14 protein-coding genes and 3 pseudogenes are annotated in these 21645 nt (G+C 67.5%); 7 read left to right on the top strand and 10 right to left on the bottom strand.

Annotation, left to right across the window (positions count from 1 at the left end):
* Positions 1-218: 218 nt before the first annotated feature.
* Together ACIP67_RS42670 and ACIP67_RS42665 are read right to left on the bottom strand one after the other, a co-directional pair.
* Positions 219-1871 carry a UvrD-helicase domain-containing protein gene (locus ACIP67_RS42670; RefSeq protein WP_401699999.1) on the bottom strand — a complete coding sequence of 551 codons (1653 nt, stop codon included), beginning with the start codon at positions 1869-1871 and terminating at the stop codon, positions 219-221.
* Complete coding sequence (locus tag ACIP67_RS42665; RefSeq protein WP_401699997.1) at positions 1871-3790, bottom strand: hypothetical protein; 1920 nt, start codon at positions 3788-3790, stop codon at positions 1871-1873. The genes ACIP67_RS42670 and ACIP67_RS42665 overlap by 1 nt, the downstream gene beginning before the upstream one ends.
* A gap of 179 nt (positions 3791-3969) precedes the next feature.
* Here ACIP67_RS42665 and ACIP67_RS42660 point away from each other — a divergent pair.
* A pseudogene (locus ACIP67_RS42660) lies at positions 3970-4401 on the top strand (zinc-ribbon domain-containing protein); the annotation flags it as partial.
* Positions 4402-4452: 51 nt separating this feature from the next.
* Positions 4453-5607, top strand: a complete 1155-nt coding sequence (locus tag ACIP67_RS42655) for a zinc-ribbon domain-containing protein (protein WP_401700001.1) — start codon at positions 4453-4455, stop codon at positions 5605-5607.
* A gap of 296 nt (positions 5608-5903) precedes the next feature.
* Here ACIP67_RS42655 and ACIP67_RS42650 read toward each other — a convergent pair whose 3' ends face one another.
* From ACIP67_RS42650 to ACIP67_RS42630, 5 genes and pseudogenes are all read right to left on the bottom strand, one after another.
* On the bottom strand, positions 5904-6755 hold the full coding sequence (locus tag ACIP67_RS42650; protein ID WP_401699994.1) for a hypothetical protein: 852 nt from the start codon (positions 6753-6755) through the stop codon (positions 5904-5906).
* Positions 6737-7096 carry a PadR family transcriptional regulator gene (locus ACIP67_RS42645; protein ID WP_401699992.1) on the bottom strand — a complete coding sequence of 120 codons (360 nt, stop codon included), beginning with the start codon at positions 7094-7096 and terminating at the stop codon, positions 6737-6739. Before ACIP67_RS42645 ends, ACIP67_RS42650 begins: the two co-directional genes overlap by 19 nt.
* 257 nt (positions 7097-7353) lie before the next feature.
* Positions 7354-7499: pseudogene (locus ACIP67_RS42640) on the bottom strand (IS701 family transposase); the annotation flags it as partial.
* A gap of 284 nt (positions 7500-7783) precedes the next feature.
* A complete protein-coding gene (locus ACIP67_RS42635) occupies positions 7784-10948 on the bottom strand; it encodes a DEAD/DEAH box helicase (protein ID WP_401699989.1) in 3165 nt (1054 codons plus the stop codon).
* A 395-nt stretch (positions 10949-11343) separates the two neighbouring features.
* Positions 11344-11616 carry a hypothetical protein gene (locus ACIP67_RS42630; protein WP_401699986.1) on the bottom strand — a complete coding sequence of 91 codons (273 nt, stop codon included), beginning with the start codon at positions 11614-11616 and terminating at the stop codon, positions 11344-11346.
* A 716-nt stretch (positions 11617-12332) separates the two neighbouring features.
* Between ACIP67_RS42630 and ACIP67_RS42625 the strand changes: the two genes are divergently transcribed.
* The 4 genes from ACIP67_RS42625 (at position 12333) to ACIP67_RS42610 (ending at position 18136) form a co-directional block, all read left to right on the top strand.
* A complete protein-coding gene (locus tag ACIP67_RS42625; RefSeq protein ID WP_401699983.1) occupies positions 12333-13352 on the top strand; it encodes a hypothetical protein in 1020 nt (339 codons plus the stop codon).
* Between the two features lie 598 nt (positions 13353-13950).
* Positions 13951-14796 carry a hypothetical protein gene (locus ACIP67_RS42620; protein WP_401699981.1) on the top strand — a complete coding sequence of 282 codons (846 nt, stop codon included), beginning with the start codon at positions 13951-13953 and terminating at the stop codon, positions 14794-14796.
* Between the two features lie 875 nt (positions 14797-15671).
* Positions 15672-17489: a DEAD/DEAH box helicase gene (locus ACIP67_RS42615; RefSeq protein WP_401699978.1), complete on the top strand. Its 1818-nt coding sequence runs from the start codon at positions 15672-15674 to the stop codon at positions 17487-17489.
* Entirely contained in the window at positions 17486-18136 is a 651-nt protein-coding gene (locus tag ACIP67_RS42610) for a hypothetical protein (protein WP_401699975.1), read from the top strand. Before ACIP67_RS42615 ends, ACIP67_RS42610 begins: the two co-directional genes overlap by 4 nt.
* Positions 18137-18237: 101 nt before the next feature.
* On the opposite strand, the gene ACIP67_RS42605 is transcribed toward ACIP67_RS42610, so the two are convergent.
* From ACIP67_RS42605 to ACIP67_RS42595, 3 genes are all read right to left on the bottom strand, one after another.
* Positions 18238-19200, bottom strand: a complete 963-nt coding sequence (locus ACIP67_RS42605; RefSeq protein WP_401699972.1) for a YecA family protein — start codon at positions 19198-19200, stop codon at positions 18238-18240.
* A 209-nt stretch (positions 19201-19409) separates the two neighbouring features.
* A complete protein-coding gene (locus ACIP67_RS42600) occupies positions 19410-19691 on the bottom strand; it encodes a hypothetical protein (RefSeq protein ID WP_401699969.1) in 282 nt (93 codons plus the stop codon).
* 191 nt (positions 19692-19882) lie between these two features.
* A complete protein-coding gene (locus ACIP67_RS42595) occupies positions 19883-20287 on the bottom strand; it encodes a hypothetical protein (RefSeq protein WP_401699966.1) in 405 nt (134 codons plus the stop codon).
* 103 nt (positions 20288-20390) lie between these two features.
* Between ACIP67_RS42595 and ACIP67_RS42590 the strand changes: the two are divergent.
* Positions 20391-20489 (top strand): annotated as a pseudogene (locus tag ACIP67_RS42590) (RNA-guided endonuclease TnpB family protein); the annotation flags it as partial.
* Positions 20490-21645 lie beyond the last annotated feature (1156 nt).

The following is a 21645-nucleotide window of genomic DNA, read 5'->3' as shown; positions in this document are numbered from 1 at the left end:
ACGCACCAAAGCAATCTCGTCCGGAGTCACACACTCTCAACGCCATACCGGGCCAGCAGGACACGCAACACCAAAACCAACCTGACCAAGCACTAATAGAGCTTTCGCGCCGGACTCGTCGTGCACGCTGGCCCCTTCCCCCCCCGCGTGCTGGCTCTGAGCTGTGTGAGCCGGCGCGTGGCCACACGGCTGCGGGCGGGACTCGTGGGAGAGGAAGGCTATTCCAACGCGGCGATGAGAGGTGCCCACAGCGGGTGTGAGCGGGCCGAGACGACGAGGTGCGCGTTGTGGCGGGCGCGGGTCATGACCACGTAGAGCAGTCGTGAGTTGTTGGGGAATGGTTCGCTCTCGGAGCCGTAGTACTCGTCGTCGGCAAGCAGCAGGATGGTGGTGTCGGCTTCGCGGCCCTTGGTCTGGTGGAGGTTCATCACCTGCACCGGCCGCGGGCGCGGTCGGGTGTCGCCCACCAGGGTCTCGGCGCGGGCGCGGTGGAGTTCCTCGACCACCGCCGTGACGCTCTGGTCTTGCTTGAGCAGGCGTAGTGCGCGGCGGGTGGTGGGGGAGGCCTGGAGCCAGGCTTCCTGGCCTCGGAAGGTTCCGATACGTGCGTAGGCCCCGGTAATCATGTCAGCGAGGCGGTCGACGTCGGCATTTGGGCCGGTCCCCGCCGAGTGTAGATCTTGCGCAAGGGCTCGCAAGGCGCGCTCCAACGCAGCGTTGGACCTGTCCAGCATCTGCCTTGCCAGAGCGGGAAGTCCGCGGCCACGCAGGCACGCGGTGACAAACACAGCGAGAGACCGTCGCACACGGGCGTGCTTCTGCCCGAGCGCGTACTGAACGAGGGCGAGTTGAGCGGAGAGCGCTTCCGCGTGAGCCTCGGTGAAACCGACCTGCTCATGGACCAGGCCGGCCGCGGTCAGGGCGTCGGACAGGGAGGTGGTGGCGATGTTGGTGTGGGTAAAGATGCTGACGGTGTGCTTCTTCTGGCGTGCGGCGCGGGCGAGTTCGATGACCTGCGCGTAGCCAGTGTCGTCCGTGATCCGTGTGACGGCCAGACGTCCCTGCTGGGCGGCCGTGCGGAGAGCGGGGTCGGTGAAGCGGCGCTGGCGCGCGGCTTTCGCAGCAGCGGGCAGCACACCGGAAGGGTCACGGTAGCTGGCGGTTTGCAGGTCGATGCGGCGGGCGCCGGGCAGGGCCATGGCATCCGCGATCCGGGCGGCGGGGTTCACGCCGGGTTTGAACGAGCCCTCGTAGATGCTCTGGTTGACATCACCGAGCAGGATGCGGCGTGCCGCGGGGGCGATCTGCTGTAGGAAGGCCCACTCGGTGGCGCCGGTGTCCTGGAACTCGTCGCAGATGACGAGGGTGTAGCGCCCGGCGTAGTGGTCGCGGACCTTGTCCAGGGCCAGCAGTCGCCCGGCGGCCGGCATCAGCTGGTTGTACGTCAGCCCGGGAGGGGCCCCGGGTACGGTCTGGTTGGCCTGACTGAGCACACTCTGCGGCGGTGGGAAACCGTGGTGTGCACCGAAGCCTGTGATGACCCTCCAGGCGAAGCCGTGGAAGGTGGACACCTCCAGCCGCGGCCGCAGCTCTCCGATGACGTTCGCGGCACGGTCGATGATCTGGGCGACGGCGGTACGCGAGAAGGAAAGGAACAACACCCGTGTCACAGCGGGCAGTCGGGCGCGCTGTCCGTGCCGGGCCGTTTCCTGTCGCAGTCGCAGCAGCTGTTCGTCGGCCGCTTCCAGGTGGGCGCGGGCGGCGGCCACTGCGGTGGTGGTCTTGCCCGTGCCGGCGCCGCCGCTGACCACCAGCGCCGGCGCGACGCTCTCGATCACCGCGCGTTGGTCCTCACGCGCTTGATAGGCCATCAGGTGCCTGCCGGACGGGACATGGCAGGCACATCGATCAGTTGCTGCCCGCTGTAGGAGGGATCGGCGGCCAGTTCCAGGAGGGCCAGGGTCATGGAGACCACTGGCGGGTGTGGTGCGTTGGGCTCGGCGTAGAGGGCTTCCAGGAACTGTTCGTGCAGGCCCTGTTTGTGGATCACCTTGCACAGGCTGGTCACCGCTTCCTCGGTGAGCCGGCCGCCCATGGGGTCGGGAACGCCGTACTCGGTGAGCGTGGCGCTGGCGTCGGCGAGTGCCTGCAGCGGGAGGCCGTCGGCCATGGCTCGCTCGATGGCGCCGGGAGGCAGCCGGACCACCGCGTCGCACGCGGCCTGGATCTTGGCGAGTTCGTCGGCGGTCTGGGTGCTGGCCTTGTCCCGGTCGATCACCGCCAGGACGCGGAAGCCCAACTGGCGTGCCAAGCTGGCGACGCGGGGAATCTGGCTGATGCCGCCCTCGCCGCCGGTGCCGGAGGCGACCAGGCGCACCCCGTGGGCGGACAGGGGGAGCGAGGAAGGGGGTCTGCGGCGGTCGACCATGCTCAGCACGGCGACATCGTGCGGGCCCTCGGTGATGGCCACTGTGGGGGCGGTCAGCGCGGCCAGAAGCTGGGTGTGCCACTGCCTCATCGCGACCAGTGCCTTGCGGTCCGTGATCCTGGTCAGCTGATGGTGGGAGCGGATGCCACCGTGACGCACCAGCCGGATGATCTCGGTGGGCTCGAAGGCCCGAGCGGCCTCTGGCCGCCGGGTGGATACCCACACCTGACCCGAGCGGGCGCGCAGCAGGGCCGCCAGATGCTCGGTGGCCGGAGCGTCCAACTGGTCACCGAAGTCGTCGGCGAGCACCACCGCTCCAGGCACCGTGGCCAGCAGCATCGCCTCGGCCATCGACAACACCGCGCTGACCGTGCTGCCGTGTTGGGCCAGCCCCAGCATGCCGCCCGCGTCCAGGTGCAGCGCCGCGCGCAGGGTCCGCAGCAGTGCGGCCACCGACCCGTCCTCGGTGCGGAAGCCGACCTGTTCCACGGTGAGCGGGTTATCGCCGATCCGTTCCCCTGTCCCGCCGACCGCGAGTACTGCGTTGACGGCCTCGGCCACGGCCGGATCGGCCGACAGCGCTGACACGGCCTCCGCGACGGCCTGGGCCAGCGCATCAAACGCCGCCGCACCGGCCTTGACGTCCCGCTCGTCGAGGATGCGCCGCAAGCCGGCCCCGGCACGCAACTGCAGGGGCTGGCCTGCGTCGAGGGTGACCACCGGCAGCATCCGCCGGGTCGCGGCCGGAACCCGGGAGTACTGGCCGAGCGCCGGATTGCTGCGCGCCGGGAAGTACACCACCGACTCCAGCGACTCGGCTTCCTCGTCATAACTCAGGCGATAGGCCAGCCGCGCACACAGCGGAGCATCCGCAGACGCATCAGGATCCTCACTCGCGCACCCGGAGTCCTCCAGAGGCTCCAGGACCCCATCGAGCAACTGCTGCACATCGGGATCGAAATCGGTCAGTGTCACCTCGACCTGCGCGACCTCCACCCGCTGCAGCACCGCAGAGGGAGGCCGCCGTGTGGCACTGTTGTCGCCGGACGCGTCATCGGCTGCCGCACCTTCCGTGCTGGCGACATCGGCAGCTGGGGCTACGACTTCTACCTGCTTCTCGGCCACGTCACCGACCGCTTCAGCCGGTACAGAGTCGGCGCCGTCAAGGATGACCAGCCGCTGATGCAGATCGGACAGTGCGGCGCCACGCGCGGCGTCCGGATCCAAGACCCGGGCAAGGGCGGTGATCAGGTCGGTGCGTCCGGCGCGGGGGACTCCCGCCACCAACACATGGCTGCCGGGACGCACATCAAGGTGTTCCCAACCTCTGAAGCCTTCAATCAGCACCCGTGTTACACGCATACAGTCATCTTTAACATGGCATGTACCTGGAGTCTGCTCATGACGCGGAACCATTTGGACACCAACGTGTTTCTGTGGCCTGAGACTTGGCTCTCTTGGGCCACTGCGGGGGTACTCGGCAGCACAAGCCCGGGCCGACGGACGGCCGTTGTCAGTGGCGGCTGTCAGGATCTGCCGTCATGGGTAAACGGCGAAGTGCTACCGTGGTGGCTGCAGTTCGGGCCCGGCTGAAGGCCGAGTTCGTGTCCAACCTGTCCGGCCCGGACACGGCGCTGGAGGACATGCCGCTGTCCTCCACGGACCGGTGCCAGTGGCGCTGCTCGGCGGAAGAATGCGGTCACCAGTGGCCCGCCCGGTTGCAGTTCCGCACCCGCACCGTCAGACCCTCGGGGTGCCCTGAGTGCTGGAAGCGCCGCAACCGGGCCCCAGTGCCGGGAGAATCGCTGGCCGAGGTGGACCCTGCGCTGGCACGGCAGTTCCGCCGCAACCTCAGCCGTCCCGAGCGTGGTCCGGACACCCTGCGCCCGCAGTCTCATGACCTGTGCGAGTGGGAGTGCGCGCAAGGACACTTCTGGCCCGCGACGCTCGCCAACCGCACCAATGGACGCGGCTGCCCGGACTGCACCGGCCACGGCCGCTCCCCGTTCGAGTGCAACGTCGCCATGCTCGTCGAGGCCGCCTCCGGGCTCAGCGTCGAACTGGACCACCGCCTCCGTCTGCCCGGGCGCCGTCAGGACCGCTTCGACCTGTACCTTCCCGAGCCGGCCCCGGGCATGCTCATTGACCTGGACCCGGAATGGACCCACAACAGGCCAGGAAGCCTGGAGCGCGACACCGCGAAGACCACGGCAGCGCTCGCCGCCGGACTCGACGTGGAACGCATCCGAAGCCGCGGGCGTCCGCACGTCCCGGTGCACGGCCTGGCCCGCCATGAGGCCGGGCCGGGGGTGAACCCCGAAGACTGGGCGGAGGCGGTAGGTGTCGTCCTGCGACGCCGCGGCCTTTCCTGGCGACAGCTCACACCGGCCGAGGTCACCGCGGCGCTCACGAAGGGTGCGCAGCTGTGGCAGAGGGCCGTGGCCGGCCCCGAGGTGTCGGCGGTGGACGTGGCACCCCACCTTCAGGAGGAGTTCGTCGCGAACCTCACCAACCCCGGCAAGGCCCTTGATCGGATGCCGCCCGGCTGCAACGACGTGTGCCTGTGGCGGTGCCGGAAGCCGGACTGCGGCTACGAATGGAAGGCCGTACTGAACAGCCGGGCACTTGCCGGACGCGGCTGCCGCCAGTGTGGTCACGCACGGGTGGGCGCGGCACACAGCAGGCCCGGTCCCGGTGCATCACTCGCCGAGGTCAATCCGGCGATGGCCGCAGAACTCATCGAGGTCGTCGGCCATCCCGGCTGGACCGCGTTCGACCTGCTCCCCACGTCGAACAAGACATGCCAGTGGAGGTGCCCCGAACCGCACTGCCGCTTCGAGTACCCCGCCCCTCCAAAACGCCGCACGAGCCAGTCGAGCGGATGCCCCCGATGCGCTCGCCGGCGCACCGTTGCCGCCAGGGTGCGCCCCAAGCCCGGCAAAGCTCTGCAGGACGTGCACCCTGCCCTCGCCGGCGAGCTTGTCGAAGTGATCGGCGAACCGGACCTGACCGCGAAGGAATTGAGGCCGAGTTCCACCAAAGTGTGCTGGTGGGCCTGCTCGACGCCCGGCTGTCCCGGACGCTGGGACGCCACGCCCGATCAGCGATCCCGCCGCGGTGGCACCGGCAAACGCTGCCCGGTGTGCCACCCACCGCGCAAGAGCCGCTCCCAGGCGTGACCCGGCCTCGCGCCTTCTCACCGCGATGCCAGTCATGCCGCGTCACCGCTCACGTCGCCGCCTGCCCCGGCCGGGCCGCGTGTGCGTCTCCACCAGCGCCACTTGCGTTGCGCTCGCCAGCTGCGCAGTTGGTTGTCCACCGAGATGGTGTCCGGATGGCGGGGGCCGGGCGTCGTCCGGTAGCCGGCGAGGGAACGCTCCAGCAGAGCAACGGCTTTCGCCTTGTCGGGGCGACGGTGACAGTTACCTCGCCCAGTCACAGGGGCCCCGTCTCCGGGGCCCCTGGTGTTGACAGATCAGCGCCTTTGTCGGCGCCGGGGCCTGACCACGAAGGCGAGGCCGCCGAAGGTGATGTCGATGACCCGCACGAAGTGGTCACCGCCCTGCTTGGTGTCCGCGAGGTGCGGCTGCCCGCCCTGGGCGAGCGTTCGCCTGATCTTCCTGATGTCTCCGGAGGGAACCCTGATGACGCTTAGGGACCAGTCCTCGCGCTGGAGCGAGGCGGCCGCCATGCGGGAATCCAGCCTTGTCAGGGTCCTCGTGGAGAAGGGGTAGGCCAATGAGATGATCAGGGGCATCGCGATACCGATTACGACGGCACCCGTGATCCCGGTCGCGGCGCCGCCGAGCGTCCAGGCCAAGAGCCCGAAGAGTCCCAGGGCGCAGTTCCGGCGCCGTCGACGTCGTGCGGCGGTGGATCCCCAGCGTCGCCGGTCGGGATAGTAGCGATTGCCGCGGTAGTAGCCGCCCGAACGCCGGATCCGGGCCTCACGGAGGTAGGTGCGAACCCACTGGCCCCGCCTGGGCCGTTCCTCTCCCCGGGCATCGGACGACCCGGCCGTGGCGCTCGCAGCGTCCGACGATCCGGCGGGGGGCCGGTGGATGGCCCGCAGCGTCCAGGTGGAGCGCAGGGCAATCCAGGTGGCGAAGAACAGCTTCAGCAGCTTGCCGGGCCGTTCGTCCAGCAGAGCGATCCATTCGGCCTCGTAGCGCTCCGCGGCCTCGGGATTGCCCAGCCGGAGTGCGGCGAGCCGCAGGACGCGGCGCGCGAGCCAGGGCGAGACCTCGGTGCACTCGCCGATGACCATGCTGAGGGCGGTGGGGATGAGCAGGTTCGTTAAAGCGTCGTTCACCAGACGCCCGCCCATCGGGTCAGGAAGCCTAACGCGAGCCTGGGGCCGGGCGGTTGCGCGGCTGCCGGGGTCGGCAGCTGGCCGCGTCGTTCGATGACGATGGTGCGTGCCTCCTGGGCGCCGGTCGGGGTCAGGAAGTAGAAGCGGCGGCGGGGGCGGCCCTCGGTCGGGTTTTCCGCCTCCCAGTGGCTGTCGAGCCAGCCCGCCTGTTCGAGGCGGCCCAGGATCGGATAGATGGAGCCGGTCGGTTTCCCGGCGGCCTTGGCGACCGCGAAGCCGTGGAGCTCTTCGCGGGATACCAGGAACGCTTCGAGAACGTCGAGCGTGGCCGACGTGATGCGAAAGGGGGTCCTCACATCCCTAACTCTATATATGTCAGTGGAAGCGTTGGAGGTGGAACGCGGGAGTCCTCAAGTGAAAGTCGAGGGGAGGGAGTTGATTTTCCGTCAGCTCGGATCGACTTGCAGCAGGCACAGCCGCGCCACAAGGTCCTGCAGTGAGGAGAGACCGCTTGCCTCGGCTGCTGCCAGCAGCAACGCGGACCCAGACATCGCCGGTAGGGGAGAACGTCAGCCAGGCCTCCTTGGCTTGCGGATCATGGATGGCGACTGGAAGTGCGTCCTTCGAAGTGGGCCAGGCCCAGGGCCTGCCTCCTCTCGCGGTAGTCGTGCTCGATGCGCCAGCGCAGTTTCGCGGTGCGCACGAGGGTGACCAGCGGGGTGTCCGCGGGCAGGTTGGAAGCCAGAACGGGACGGGCTCGGGCTTCTACACCGCATGGCACCAGCTGTGCGACCACGACGGCGGCACCGTCCACCTCGACTTTGACCAGCGCGCCCTCACCGTCACCCAGGACTGACACCCGGCGGTTCGGAACGCCCCGGCCGACGTGTTCCGAACCGCCTCGACCATGAGCGCGCCAGGCCGGTGACGGTAAGGCCCGAGGGGACCAGGGCATGACGGCGGGGCCAGACTGCGGCCTTCATGGCGTGACCGTCGCGCCTGCGCCCTTTTTCGGGCACAACGGCGGTCTTGACGGTGTCGGGCTATCGGCTGCAGTAGACGCTGAAGTCGCCGGCCGTGACCTGCCGTGCGTAGGTCTCGGCACCGGCGAGGATGTAGAGCTGCCGGTCGGTCGCGGCGCTGGCCTGCAGGCCGGGCTGGGCAATGACGGTGTGGAAACGAGGCCGCAGCAACCGGGCCCGGTCCATGATGGCGATCAGGTCCCTGTGCTCGCCGACGTCGTACGGCGAGATCCCGGGGTTGTTACGGGTGTACTGCATGGCGCGGGCCCGCAGGTGTTCCAGGAGGCTTTCGACGCTGCGGCGCCACTTCGCGCTGCCCATGGCCTGGCCGCAGACCTCATAAAGATCCTTGACCCGTGTTCCGGCCTTCTGCGTGGAGTACTTGCAGTGCACCAGCGTCACGTCGAGGTGCTCCCCGTCGATCCGGAGCCCGACCAGGTCGGCTGCCTCGCCAGAGCGGTCGTCGTCGATGAGGACGTCGAAGGTGCCGGCCGCCTGCAGGTGCGCGGACATGTAGTACTGGATGGAGTCGGGCCGCCGCTGGGGTTTCTGGGACTCCTTGGTGAAGTCCACGCCGTGCCAGTCCAGCGGTGTGAGCAGCGCGGTGTCGAAGGGGCGGCGGTCGTAGCGCGGGTCGATGAGTTTGCTGTCGGCGTCGATGAGCCGGTCTCCCTCGAGGAACAGGTCGAGCTTGTTGTCGTTCAGCCACTGCTCCAGGGACTGTGAACGAGCGTTCCTGCCGCCGCCGGTGATGACGTCGGCGTCATGGCCGCGAGGACGATAGGTCAGCCCCTTGGCGCCGAAATCGGCCTGGTAGGGGATGCGCCATCCTTCGGAGACCAGCGAGAACAAGAACGGACCGGTGCAGGAGTAGTCGTCCACCTCGAAACCGACGTCGGTGAGCACGGCCGACCGCTCGGCGTATCTGACGGTAAGACGGTCGCGCGTTCCTGTGTAGACGCTCCAGGGCCACTGCACCGCCAGCAGCGCCAGTTCCGGCCGCTCAGTGAGGTCTTTGGGAATGATGAACCCTTCGAAGACCCGATCCAGGTCGATACTCGTGTCCAGCAGCTTCGTCCCTTGCCTGTCGCACCAGTCGATCCACGCTTTCAAACTGGAAGCCGTGGACGTGGACCAGAATCGGCCGGAGGAGGCGGCGTTGATGGAGACGCTCTCCCCGTTGTCGAAACCGGACGCGGCGACATGCGTCTTGGTCTTGTGCTCCTGTGTGCTGTCGAAACCCTGCGACACGTCGCTGCCGGCATGGAGGGAGAACCGGGTGAAGTGGTTGTGGGCGTCCTTGAGACCGACGTTAGTCGGGATCAGTCGGTCGACCTGCGCCAGTACCCGGTAGGGGCGGGCCCCGTTGATCAACTCGCACTCCTCGCCCAGCACGGCCTCGGCGAGCTCCTTGTAGCTTCCGGACTTCTCCGATCCGTGGAGGTAGAGCAGCCGCCGCTCCATGTCGAAATACAGGATGAACAGCTCGTACACCACCTGTTCCAGTGCCTGCGGCGCGCCCCAGCGCACCGTGTCGCGGCGCTCGACGACGAACCAGGCGATCCGCTGATCGTCGCCGAGGGAGACGGCCTCGCCCAGAACCTGGCTGTTGCCCTGGAACAGTGTCAGAGCTTCCTCAGGTCTCCAACTGCTGGTCGGGGCCAGGTAGGCCACGGCGCTCATCTTGGGCTCCAGCACAGTGACGGCCACTTCGGCCGGCGCGCCGTGGAAGGATTTGTCGAACTCGCTGGTCGCTTCGGCCTCGGAGGTCACCCGGTCGGTGATGTCACGGAGCAGAAGGTTCCAGTCGGCGTCCTCCCGCAGTAGGTGACGCAGCGGGGAAGCGGAGGCGGTGGCTTCGTGCAGCACCAGGACCGTGGCGTCTCCGAGTCCGTCCGCTGCACGGGTGAACCGGCCGATGAACTGGATCATCGGGCTGAGGCTCCTGCGCGGCGCGTGCACGGCCGCGATCTTCAACGCAGGTTCGTCGAAGCCCTCTCCGAGCATGTCGACGCAGATGATGATGCGGCAGGTCCGGTCCTTCAGTGCCGTCACCGCTGCCCGACGGCGGTTGACCCCGATGTCCTGGTGCACCACAGTGGGGTCGAACTCGGGTGCCAGGCGCCGGTAGATCATGGTGATCTCCTCGGCATGGGAGATGCTGTCGGCCCGTGCCATGAGGACATGGTCATAGTCGGCCGCACGGTCGGAGCGCAGCTGGTCGACCGCGAGCTGGGCGAGTTCCTCGTCCGGGTCGTGCAGTCCGATCACTGCCCGGTAGTTGATGTGCCGGAAGTAGCCGGCGCGCTGTGCCTCCCTGAGCGGGAAGCGGAAGATCGTGCGCCCCGGAAGGCTGCGGCGGTCCTCCCGAAACGGTGTCGCGGTGAACAGCAGGACGGGCCGGTCGGAGAAGTCGTCGATGACGCTCGCCCAGGTACGCGCCGGTGCGTGATGCGCCTCGTCGACGATCAGATGCGAGAAGGAGGACAGCAGAGCCGCCCGTACATTCCCCACACTCCTGTTGAGAATCTGCGGGGTAGCGACGACGACATTGCAGGACTCGACGAACCGAGCCGCTTCTTCCGGGTCCTTGAACCCGTGCTCAAGCCGACCCACCCGCGGCCGCAACGCTGCGGGGGTGACGATCTGCTCCTTCTGCAGGATGCCGAGCGTCTCGAACTTCCCGGCGATCTGGTCCCGCAAGGCCGCACTGGGCACCAGCACCAGCAGCCGTTCCATCCGTGCGGCCACCAGCACAGCTAGCATGGTCTCGGTCTTGCCGGTACCGGTGGGCATGACCACGATCCCGGGGTCGCCAAGCCCCGAGGCCCAGTGGCCCATCACCGCGTGCAGGGCACCGATCTGCGGGCGGCGCAGACTGCGCGGCTCGTCGTAGGAGCGATACCCGATGGCCTCCCGATAGGACTCCACAACCGTCTGCGGCGCACACGCTTGGCCCCCCTGCCAACGCACCTCACGGCCGGACCGGCTGGGCAGCACGGCCGTCAGCCCCTCGACTGCCTCTGCCGCCGTGCGCACCGCGGGCCAGCTGCCGTAGACGTTCGAGACTTCCAGAGCCCCGGCGTCGTCCGTGACCTGCAGTGTGCCCCCGGGGACCAACAGCTGACGTACCTTGTTGCGCCCGAATCTCTCCTCAGCCCACACGGGCCGCGTGCTCACGTTCATAGTGGTGCTCTCTTCACGGATATGGGAACCGGCCCGAGGCGGCCTGGGTAGAGGGACACGCGGTAGCGCCGTGCAGCCGGAATAGCGCCTGCCGCTCAGCGGCGTCGGTGCGCGCGGTGGACGCCCGGCACGGGCCGGCTCGGGCCACGGCCATGCCCAGGCAATTTGGTGCGGCCCTCGCCGCAGAGATCGAACAGCGTCCAACCTCCGACTTCCGGCTCGTCCGGAATCGGCAACACGAGCCGAGCTTGGCCGGCCCGATGACCCCAGGGCTTCGAAACGGGATCCGGAATGCAGACTGATGCGCACGTGGCCAGTCCGCTCGACTGCTGCCGGCTAGGTGCGCCTGTTGGGACAAGAGCATTGGGCACACCGAGCCGCGGCCGGTGTGAAGGCTACAAGTTCGCCTTCAGCCACGCGGCAACCTCGCTGCTCAGGTTGTAGCTTGCCCACGAGGTGCCGGTCACCTTCATCACGAGCAACTCGTCGTTCCCGTCGACGTATCCCTTAAGCAGGTCGCGAACCTGGGAAACGGTCTTGGGGGTCGTTACCACCCAAGTGGACTCCAACGGGTGGCACCACGATCCGAGAGCCTTGATCTCCTTGATCAAGGCCGTGTAGTTCTGCCCGGGTCTGTTCAGGTCGTACCCGATCAACAGCGCAGCCATGGTGATCACTACCTCATTCCTGAGGCAAACCGCGCGTGGGCACCACGGGGTTGGAGAACTCCATGGCTCGTTATAGGGTCCCAGGGCGCGACCAACGCACCAGGCCCCATCGCCGGGCGGTTCGACCTCACGTCGAAGCCCCCGGCTGGGGCCTGCTTTGGTTCGAACGTCCACAAGTACAGCACCCCGCGCGACGCTCTGCAAGCAAGCACCCCATAAGTTGTGTTACTCGCACGTACGGACACAACATGTAGTGGTTGCGCTGCAGTTCGAGAGCTGAGATCACATCAAACTACCGACGATATACCCCGCCACTGACAACGGCGGAGCCCCTGATGGCGACTCAAGCTTCCGGTGATCCGGTGTCGGGAAGAGCAACCTGCTGCACGCGCTGCGCTTGGCCCTGGATCCCGATCTGTCCAATCGGTGGCGCCGACTCCAGGCTGATGACGTCCACGACGCCCGCTCTGCATGCAGGGGTGGAGGTAAGGGTCGAGGTCGAACTCTCCGACTTCGACGACGACGCCAACGCCACCCTCGGCGGCGCCATCATCACCGAGGACGGTCAACCTCGAGCGGCCCGGCTGACCTACCTGTCCAGCCCAAGACACCCATCCGGGCTGTTCTCGGCGTCGGATGCCGACTCAGCCGCGCCGTCACCTCACGCACGGGGCCGTTAGGCTTGGCCCGTGCCAAACACAGGCGGCCCAGAGGACATGCCGGAGTTCATCTACCAGTGGGGCCGCGACCAGGCGTTGACCGCAGATCGCTGCTTTCTGTGCGGGGCCGACCTCGCCCGTGGCCGGACCGACGAGCACGTCTTCCCTCAGTGGCTGCTGCGGCGGTTCGACCTGTGGAACGAGAAGATCACTCTCCTCAACGGCACGCTGATGCCGTACGCGCAGATGAGGATCCCTTGCTGTAGTAGCTGCAACAACGAACACCTGTCACGCATCGAGCAGACCGTGGGCGATGCGTTCGCCGAAGGGCCCGAAGCGGTCTCGGCACTGGACGCGACCACGCTGTTCCTGTGGATGGGAAAGATCTACTACGGTGTGATGTTCCGGGAGATTTCCCTGCTGGCTGACCGGCGGGACCCGCAGGCGGGCGCCATCATGACACCCGAGTTCCTGGCCGGCTTCAGAACGCATCACCTGCTGATGCAGGCCGCACGCGGCGTCGTGCGGTGGCGGCACGACCAGCACCCAGCGTCTGTCTTCGTCTTCCAGGCACAGGAGCCCACACACCCGCGCGCCCGTTTCGACTATGTCGACATCATCAACTTTCCCTTCTTTGCGGTCCGCGTCGGCACCACGGCAGTCGTCGCGGTGCTGCAGGATTGGGGTGCGCTGGCCGAGGCCGTGACCGTCCCTGGTCTCGAAGCCGCCAGACAACTGGATCTGCACCCACAGCAGTTCCGTGAGACTGCGGCGCTGGCCGCGTACATGACCACGTTGTTCAACCGCGTCCCCAAACACGTGATGCACGCCGCCGGGGATCACGTAGGCATGTTTACGCTGCCGATTGCGGGCCTGTCAGCCAAACCTGTCTTCGATGCCTTCGACGTGGGCGACTACGCCCACGTTCTGTCCCACGTGACAGGGCAGCCCATCGAAGAACTCTACGACGGCCGCAACATCGTCACGCTCCTGCGGGACGGCGCCGATCAGCCGTGGGCTGTTCCCTGGAGCGCTGACGAACACTGTTTTCCCGACATACGTCTCATGCAGCAGTGATCCTTGGCCAGGACAATCTCCCCTCCGGCTGAAGAGCGGTCCCGGTCCGTGGCGCAGGATGCTGAGCCACCCGTAGGAGCACGTAAGACGCAGGCATCCGTCCAGCAAGTGCACCAATCTGCTGCGCCGTTCACGGCCAAGGCGCGTTCATTGAAGCCGAGCAGACGCTGCTGTGATGCCGCCGTGGGCCAAGCAACAGGGCGGGCAGGAAGGTGCACCGGGCAGTGCCCGGTGCAGACCCCTCTCGAGGTCGGGGATCCATACCAAGGGAGGCGTTCTGGACACGCAGCACGCCATTCCTGTGGCGGTCCCTGCCTGCGACAGCACCGGGCACCGACCCGGCGACGCGAGCGACAGACCGGGGTACGCACTGACCTACCATGCCGCGATGGCGACGACAGCGAGACCACGTACGATCTGGTCGCTCTGAGCCGCGGCAGTCGAAGTGCGTCATCCGCACCAGCCCGGACGGCCAGCGACGGCCTGCCGGTGCGGATTGTCATGCCGGTCTGGGGATGCAGGCAGGGCCGGAGTGCGGGGAGTTAGGGTTTTCGCCCTCCGGCAGCTTGCCGGTCCGGGACGAGCGGGAGCGGTGTACATGAAGCGTGAACGGGCGACTGCTGTGTTGTGCGAGATGCTCGACCGGCTGGAGCAGAGCGCATGGCCACTGAACCTCGTAGAGGAGATCTTCCTGTTCGGGTCCTACATCCGCGGAGCCCTGGAGGTGGGCGACGTGGACATCGTGGTGCAGCTCACCGCCGACGATCGCTGGAAACGGGAATCCCTCGATGCCATGTTCGGCGGCCGCGACGGATATGCGGTGATGCGGCAGGCACTACGCGGCCGGCGGCGCGGTGTCAGCTTCCAGTTCCAGGACCGCAGCGCCCTTGAAGGGGAAGGCATCGAACTGCTCCTGCTCTGGCGGCAGGGCGAACCGATCGACCTCGCCCGGCAGAGGCTGACCGCGATCTCCCCCGACCCGGCCGCCGGCCGCGCGCCCAGGGACCACGTCCTGCCTGCCTACGAGGAGATCGCCGACCTGATCCCGCGCCCCGTCCGTATCGATCTGCACCGCCTGTGCACCAGCGGCGGCGCGACCGTGTCGGCGTTCCCTCTGCCTGAGGCCCGGCCCCGCTCGGCCGAGGCGCTGACCCACGTGGACGAACGCTGGACCGCTCACAGCCCGCTGCGCCGAGGGGCTGCGGCCGCCCTTGCCCATCTGGAGAACCTCGGCCAGGCCCTGGACTACGTCGAGGTGCACGGCCAGTACCTCGACTACAGCAAGACGGACGAAGCCATCGAATGCTTCATCGACCTGGGCTGGCGCTACTGGAGGAGCGTGAACCGCTACCTGGACGACGGCCAGGCATGGTTCGAGGTCCTGCCCGCCACGGTTCGGCAACCCCTGCACGCTCTCTACATCACGCCCGGCTCCCGACGGTAGCGGAGACCGCATCCAGTTCCGTTACTGCGGCGGGCAGCCGAAGAGACCGCCGAAGTCCTCGGACCTGGCGGCGTGAGGGCGGTCGCATTGCTTCCGGCCTTTCTGACCCCCTGGCGACTGCGGCAGTGACTTGACTTGACGACCCATCAGAAAAGCAGTGGCACATGCCGCTCCTGCACCGCCGACGCCGACGCCGACCGTGGCCGCGGCGAACGTCGCGCTCATCACCGCTCAGTGCGGCATGAGCTGTCCCGGATGCGGGGCGGCAGCTCCCTCGCCTCCGTCGATGCTCTGCGCTTCGTCGTCCCCTTCCACCGAACCCGGCCTGGCTGAATGGCCCGACAATCGGGAAGAGGCATCCGAGCTCTGCCGTTAACAAGCCCGCCGCAAGATCGCGCCGTGTGGCAGCGCGCCGGATTCACGCACGTCCAGGACGGCGCCTACCGGACGGATCCCGCCTCGTGAGGGTGACTGGGCCCCAGGCCCAGTGCGGCACCGCTGGAGACGACGTGCTGGCGCAAGCCGCCCGCCTGCCCGCTCGAAGGCGACTCCCGGCATCCGTGACCCGGAACTGCGCCGAGCTGTGCCTGACTTCGAACACAGAGGACCCTCCCGAGGCATTGGACCCGCGCACAGTCGGCTTCCGCGGACTTCCTTGCCTGTTCGATGCCTCGGGAGCGAGAGCCCGGCGATTCCAGAGCACGGCGCACACGACACGCCATCTCCCGGGAGATCACTGGTAGGGGTGAAGCTGCAGACCGGGCGATGTCGCGCACGGTGATGCGGCGTTGAAAGCAGCAGAGTGGCGGCAGCTCCGCAGTTTCGTGGCGCGGCCCAGCGTATCCGGGCTCCGGGACATGCCTTGTGGAGGGTGGATGTCTGACCTCTGGCCGCGGAAGCCGCGGGACTGGCAGTCGAAGGCATTCGGCGAGTACGTGGCCCATCTGCGTCAGGACTATCTCGCCGCTGTGTGCCCGGGCGCCGGCAAGACCGTCTTGGCTCTCGCGCTTGCGAAGTACCTCCTGCAGCAGGGCAGGGCCAAAAAAGTCGTCGTCGTCTCGCCGACGGAAGCGCTGACCCGTCAGTGGTGCGACAAGGCTGCCGAGTTCGGTATCTCCCTGGACCCCGACACCAACCTGAGGTCCCCCTTCCAGCACCCGCGCCAGTTCGTCGGCGTATCAGTGACCTACCAGGCGGTGGCTGCCTCGGGAGCCGCCCAAGGGCTGTGCAACGCCCTGAACATCCACAGTACTTTCGTCATCCTGGACGAGGTCCACCACACCGGGGAACGCAAGGCCTGGGGCGACGCGGTACTGAAGGCGTTCGAACTCGCGCGCTACCGGTTGTTGCTCTCAGGCACCCCGAAACGCTCCGACACCGCCAAGATCGCCTTCGCCACGTACGCCACGGGCCCGGACGGGAAGGAGCGTATCCACCGCGACTTCACCTATGGCACAGGCCGCGGTGTGCGCGACTTCGTCATCCGCCGAACCGACTGCCGCTTCTATGACGCCGAAGTCAAAGAAGTGCCCTTCGGTGAAGAAGTAGCCGTCAGCCGCAATCTGTCCGAAGCACTCAGACGCGACGACGTCTCCGACATGCTGCGCGCCGTGATGGCCCCCGACAGCGGATGGCTGTACGAGCTGATGAAATCGGTGCACAAGGAACTGTCGGCGATCCGCCGGACCGTGCGCGACGCAGGCTGCCTCATCCTCGCCGACGACCAGGACAAGGCCAAGGCCTACGCAGACGTCATCAAGCGGGCCACCGGCTGCGACGCGACCGTCGTCATCAGCGAGGACGAGGAGGCCAAGGGCAAACTCGAAGCCTTCTCGGCAAGCCGCGACCCCTACATCATCGCTGTCCGCATGGTGTCCGAGGGCGTGGACATTCCCCGGCTGCGCGTGCTCGTCTACCTGACCCGCACCAAGACGGAACTCTTCTTTGCTCAAGCCACCGCCCGCGTCGTGCGCATCTCCGATCCGCGCGACACCGACCCCGCCGTCATCTTCATGCCGTCCCTGCCCGTGCTGCGGGAACTCGCCCAGGGCATCGAAGACGACGTGGTCCACGAGATTGAGGAACTGGAACAGGAGCAAAGCCCCCAAGACGCCTCTGCGCCCAGCCCTCCGCCCCGGGCGGAGCACGCTGTCACCAACAGCACCTACCCCTCCCAACTGCCCGACAGCGGGGATCTGCTGGACTTCAGCAGCATCGCGGTCGGCCCCGGAGGCCAGATGTCGCTGCTGCCCTCCGCCGTCTCCGTCGATAACGTGGCCCTGCAGCAGACTCTGCTGGGCGCCAACGCGCACGAGCCCTACCTGCACTACCAGGCCCAGGACGTCATCGACCGTTACGGCTATCCCCAGACGGTCATCGGCATGCTCCGTCAGATGATCCAGGACGGGCTGATCCGCGAACCGGGCAACCCGCAGCAGGAACCAGAGCCGCCGGACGACACACCGCCCGCGATTGAGGCGGACTACCGGATCCGGGCCCACCGCCGTAAGGAACTGGAGACCCTCGCACGCCGCATCGCCCGCCAGTTTTTTACCGACGACTTCACGGGCGTCCGAAATCAGATCAACCGTGAAACCGGCGCCTACGCCCAGTACGGAAGCACCGAACAGCTCAAAGCGGGCATCGATTATGCCAAAGAATGGCTGCGCCGGCTGGCGGCAGGTGCACCGTGAACTCCTCCCGCCCCGACACCGCCCGCCAGCTCCGTGCACATGCTGTCCTGATCAACCTGCTCAGCACAGGCCTCGACAATGGTGCCAACGGCCTGTCCAGCGTTCCCGGCCTGCTCAGGCAGGTCCTTGAGCAAGGATCCTGGCGGCACTTCATCACCATGCGGGACGAAGAGGTCCACCACGACGACTTCCTCGCGTTCATCACCACCCCGCCGCTCAAAGGACTCGGCGCCACCGAAGACCTTGTCCGCCGCCTGGTCGGTGACGACATCGACCTGCTCAACCTCATCGACCAGCACCTGGCTCATCCTCCCGGCCGCCCTGCCCTCCTGCACCAGGACGGCGAAACCGAGGAAATCGTGTCTAATAGACACAGTTTCCGTCCTGCGGGCACCACCCGCGCCGCTGGCCTGCGAAAACTGCGCAAACATGCACCCCATCTATTGCCCCAGGTCACTTCCGGCGACCTCAGCGTCAACAAGGCCCTCATCGAGGCCGGGCTGAGGCAACGAACCGTGTCCGTTCCGGTCTCCCAGCCGGAAAAGGCCGCAGACGTCCTGAGACGGCACTTCGCCCCGGAACAACTCGCAGCACTGGCGGCACTGCTCACCCCTGTCCAGCCCAACGAGCAGCAGGACCAATCCTGATGCCCGCCACCGCTGCTCTTTGATCACCCAACGTGCTGCTCAGGAGGCAGCATGCGGGTGTGACGATGCTCAGACGGCTGATGCCACAGTGCAGTCACCTGTCAGCTGGCGGGCATTCCGGAGGGATGGCAGCGGCGAGCCTTGCGGCCGGACCCGCAGGGGCAGGGCGCGTTCTTGGAGACACTGCGGCCGGGGCCTTCCGGCGGGCGCGGCGCCGGGCGGCCGACCATGCTCTCTCCGCGGGTACGCCAGCGCTGCAGCGGCACGGGAAAGCTGCCGGCGCGCTCAAGGACCCAGGGGCCGATGACACCGTAGGCCTCGTCCTGAGAACTTGCGGAGAACTCACGGATCTCCTGTTCGGTGCCCTTCAGCAGCAGCCCGGCGACAGCGGGATACTGCTTGCCCTCAAAGGCGCCGAGGCCCTGCACTCTGAAGATGTCCTTGGCGAAGGCGGCGCCCGCGGCCAGCGCGGCGCCGGTGACGACGTCTCCCTCGTCTTCGTCGTCAAGCCGGTTGAACAGCCGCACGAGCACGCCCTCCGCATCGCTGACGGGCAGATCCTTCTCCCGCGTCAGGACATCGGCGAACCGTTCCCGGATCTCGTCAGGCGTGTAGTAGGAGAACTCATCCGCCGGGCCGCGGTGTTCGAAGTGCAGGGTGTAGGTACCGGGCTGCAGCCCCGACTCGTGGGCGGTCACTGCGCTCGTGGACTCGAACCCCACGAACCGCACCACGGGGCGTCGCACCATTCCCTTGCGGGCCTCATCCCCCAGGCGCGAGTGCGGAGAGAACAGATACGGGCACACTTGCGCCGCGTACAGCGCGCACACCTCGTGGACCGGAGCCTCCCCGCTGATGACGCCGTTCGGCAACGGGCCCTCCTGGAACACCGTCTGCCAGCGCAGCTCGTCAGCAAAGGGCAGACCGCACACGGCACACCAGTCGAACGCGGCCAGCGCCAACTTCCGCCGCTCGTTGATGGAACCGAAATCCACCTTCTCCGTACTGCGCTCCACCGTCGCGATCACTGGATAGCCGCGGCTGTCGACCGCAAGATGCTTCATCCTGCGGGGCAAAGCGATCGTGCCCTGCGGTGTATGCCTCAAATCCAACCCCCTGCAACCGGCCCGATCCACGATCGGCGCCCCCCTCACGAACAGGACATCATCATGCACGGTGCTCTGGGAAACGCCACAGAAAGCAGGACGTGCGCACCACAACGCACCAGCGCGCACGAGATTCCGGTGGGCTGATGCCGCTGGACGCGGCGTGTCTAGGCCTGGTCGGTCGGCGCCGCTGACAGGTCGCCCGGGTCCTGTCCGGCGTCCGCGCGCCGGTAGTCGATCAGGGCCTGGACCTTGCGCTCAGGGTCTGGCAGTTCGTCGACCTTCTTCATCATGAACGCGTCGAGTCTGCGGTGGGCCCTGTCCCGCAGAGCGCGGCGTACCGGTTCCGCCAGCAGGACCAGGGCACACAGCGTGATGGCCCACCAGGGGAGGACGAACTGGGCAGGTGAAAGGGCAGCCGCGGTCACGCCGCGGAACAGAGGCGCCACCTTTGGTTCCCCCAGTCCTTCCATTGCGGTGCGCCGTGTACGCGGGTGTGAGGCGGCCGACGGCAAGCGGCGGTGAGGGCCGTGGACGGCGGCCCGGCGGTGCGCAGAACCCCGGGAGGGACGGCTTTTGGGGCCGGATCTCTCATCCCTCGCTCGTATCTCTCCACTGACGCCGGATTGCTCAGATATGCTCAGTCGGAGGCCCGGATGGACTGCAGGGGATCGCCGGTGGTGTCGACGGTCCAGAACGACCAGCCGTTCCGGTTGGTCCGGATCCCCGGCTTCAGGGCGTGCAGGACCGCGCTCGCCGCTCCGCTCGGTGTCCTGTGGTGTCCGGCACCGGGACCCTCCGGGATGGTGAGGCTCCGGCTGACGGGATCGAAACGCCCGTTGATGCGTCGTCCCTCGTAGAGGGCATGCACTGCGACGCCGTCGTCCGATCCGGGAGCGGGCGGGACGGGAGCGGCGGGGGAGTCCCAGAAGTGCTCGATCAGGCGGCCTACCGCCTCTGAGGGCGAGGTCTTCCAGGCGTCGGCGAGCAGGGTGAGCTTCGTGTGAGTGGTGCGGTCAAGCGGGACTGCGTACGGGTCGGGCATGAGGAAGAGAGTACGCCATTTGAGGGAACAGAGCAATATTGAGGAGTGTGAGGATGTTGGGGAGGAGGTCTCGGAGGGGAGGGGTGGGCGGAGGGCCGACCGCGCGAAGACGACGATGGCCCGCAAGGCGGCCGACGCTGCGGTCGGCTCCGTAAAGCGCACGCTGCTGATGATGGCCCGCAAGCACGGGCGCATCGTCCACACGGATGATCACGCGGCGGCTGTACCTCGCCGGTGACCGGCCACGAGGCGCTGAGCCGGCTGGCGGCATCTCTGGTCTGCCGTTTCCGGCTGCCCTGCTGCCCGGCGTGTGTCGAGGGGGAGTCAACACTGCGCATAGTGCTGGTGGTTGACGTGCTGTCATCACGGTGCAGACGCCCCGGCCCCGCGAACACAGGCGGCGTCTGTCCTCGAAGAGAGTGCTGTTGTCGGCGCGCGGCGTCGCGTGAATGCTCGATGATCACACGAAGTAGCGAGAATGCGGTCACTTCCACTGCTTGTCGTCTCAGCGCTCGTTGACCGGTCGATACAGACATTCGCCCGGAACTGGTCGGCGATGTCAGACACGAGGGGGCAGGCATGGGGCGGACGCAGGAGAACAAGCCGAGCCGTAGACCGCATCGCCCGCACCCAAGCCGACATACAGCCACAGCTGCGGCGCAGATCGCCTGGACGCCGCTGGAGCATACGTGCGGCTGGGTGGTCGACTGGGGGCGGTCGCGAGGCACCGCCCAACCCTTGGCTGTGCGCCTGGTACGTCAGCCAGCACAGCACGCCGTGTCCCTGGCGTACCCGCCCGGAGGACGGCGCCGGCCTGCCCGACGTTGACGATGCGGCCCGAGCCCGGGGTCCGGCTGCACGCCGGCAAGGCCACAGGGAACCGCCTGGTGCTCTGTGCCGCACTCGCTGCCCGCCTCGCAGCCGTCCTCGACAAGGCACGGCAGGGGGACACCGTGCTGCTCGACGACGCCCCGGCGGGATTCCGCAGCTGGCTGATCGCCAAGACTCCCGGCCCGGGCATGGCTCAAGCGCGAACTGACCGACATTATCCTCAACCAGGGCTGCTCCGACCTGCCGCGGGAACTGCTTGAACGCCTCCCCGAGGTGCTGCTCGCCCCGCCGGCCAGCCCCCAGCCGGACAGTGCGGCCTGCACCGTGTGCTCCTTTTCCGCTGCCACGGCGGGCTGCTCTGCCTGTGCGGACACGACTGGTCGTGCCACCCCGGAAAGGCCGCGGACGGCGAGCCACGCTCGCACTGCGCCTGTCTCGGCGACGGTCGAATGCTGACCCTCTGACGGCGGATCAAAAGTGACCCACTTGGTGATCTTCGTCTGACTCTGGCCTTGGTGATCAAGGTC

Source organism: Streptomyces sp. NPDC088812 (assembly GCF_044750285.1).
GTDB lineage: Bacteria > Actinomycetota > Actinomycetes > Streptomycetales > Streptomycetaceae > Streptomyces.
Note: the sequence above shows the minus strand (reverse complement) of the source record. Positions and strands in the feature narration are given on the sequence as shown.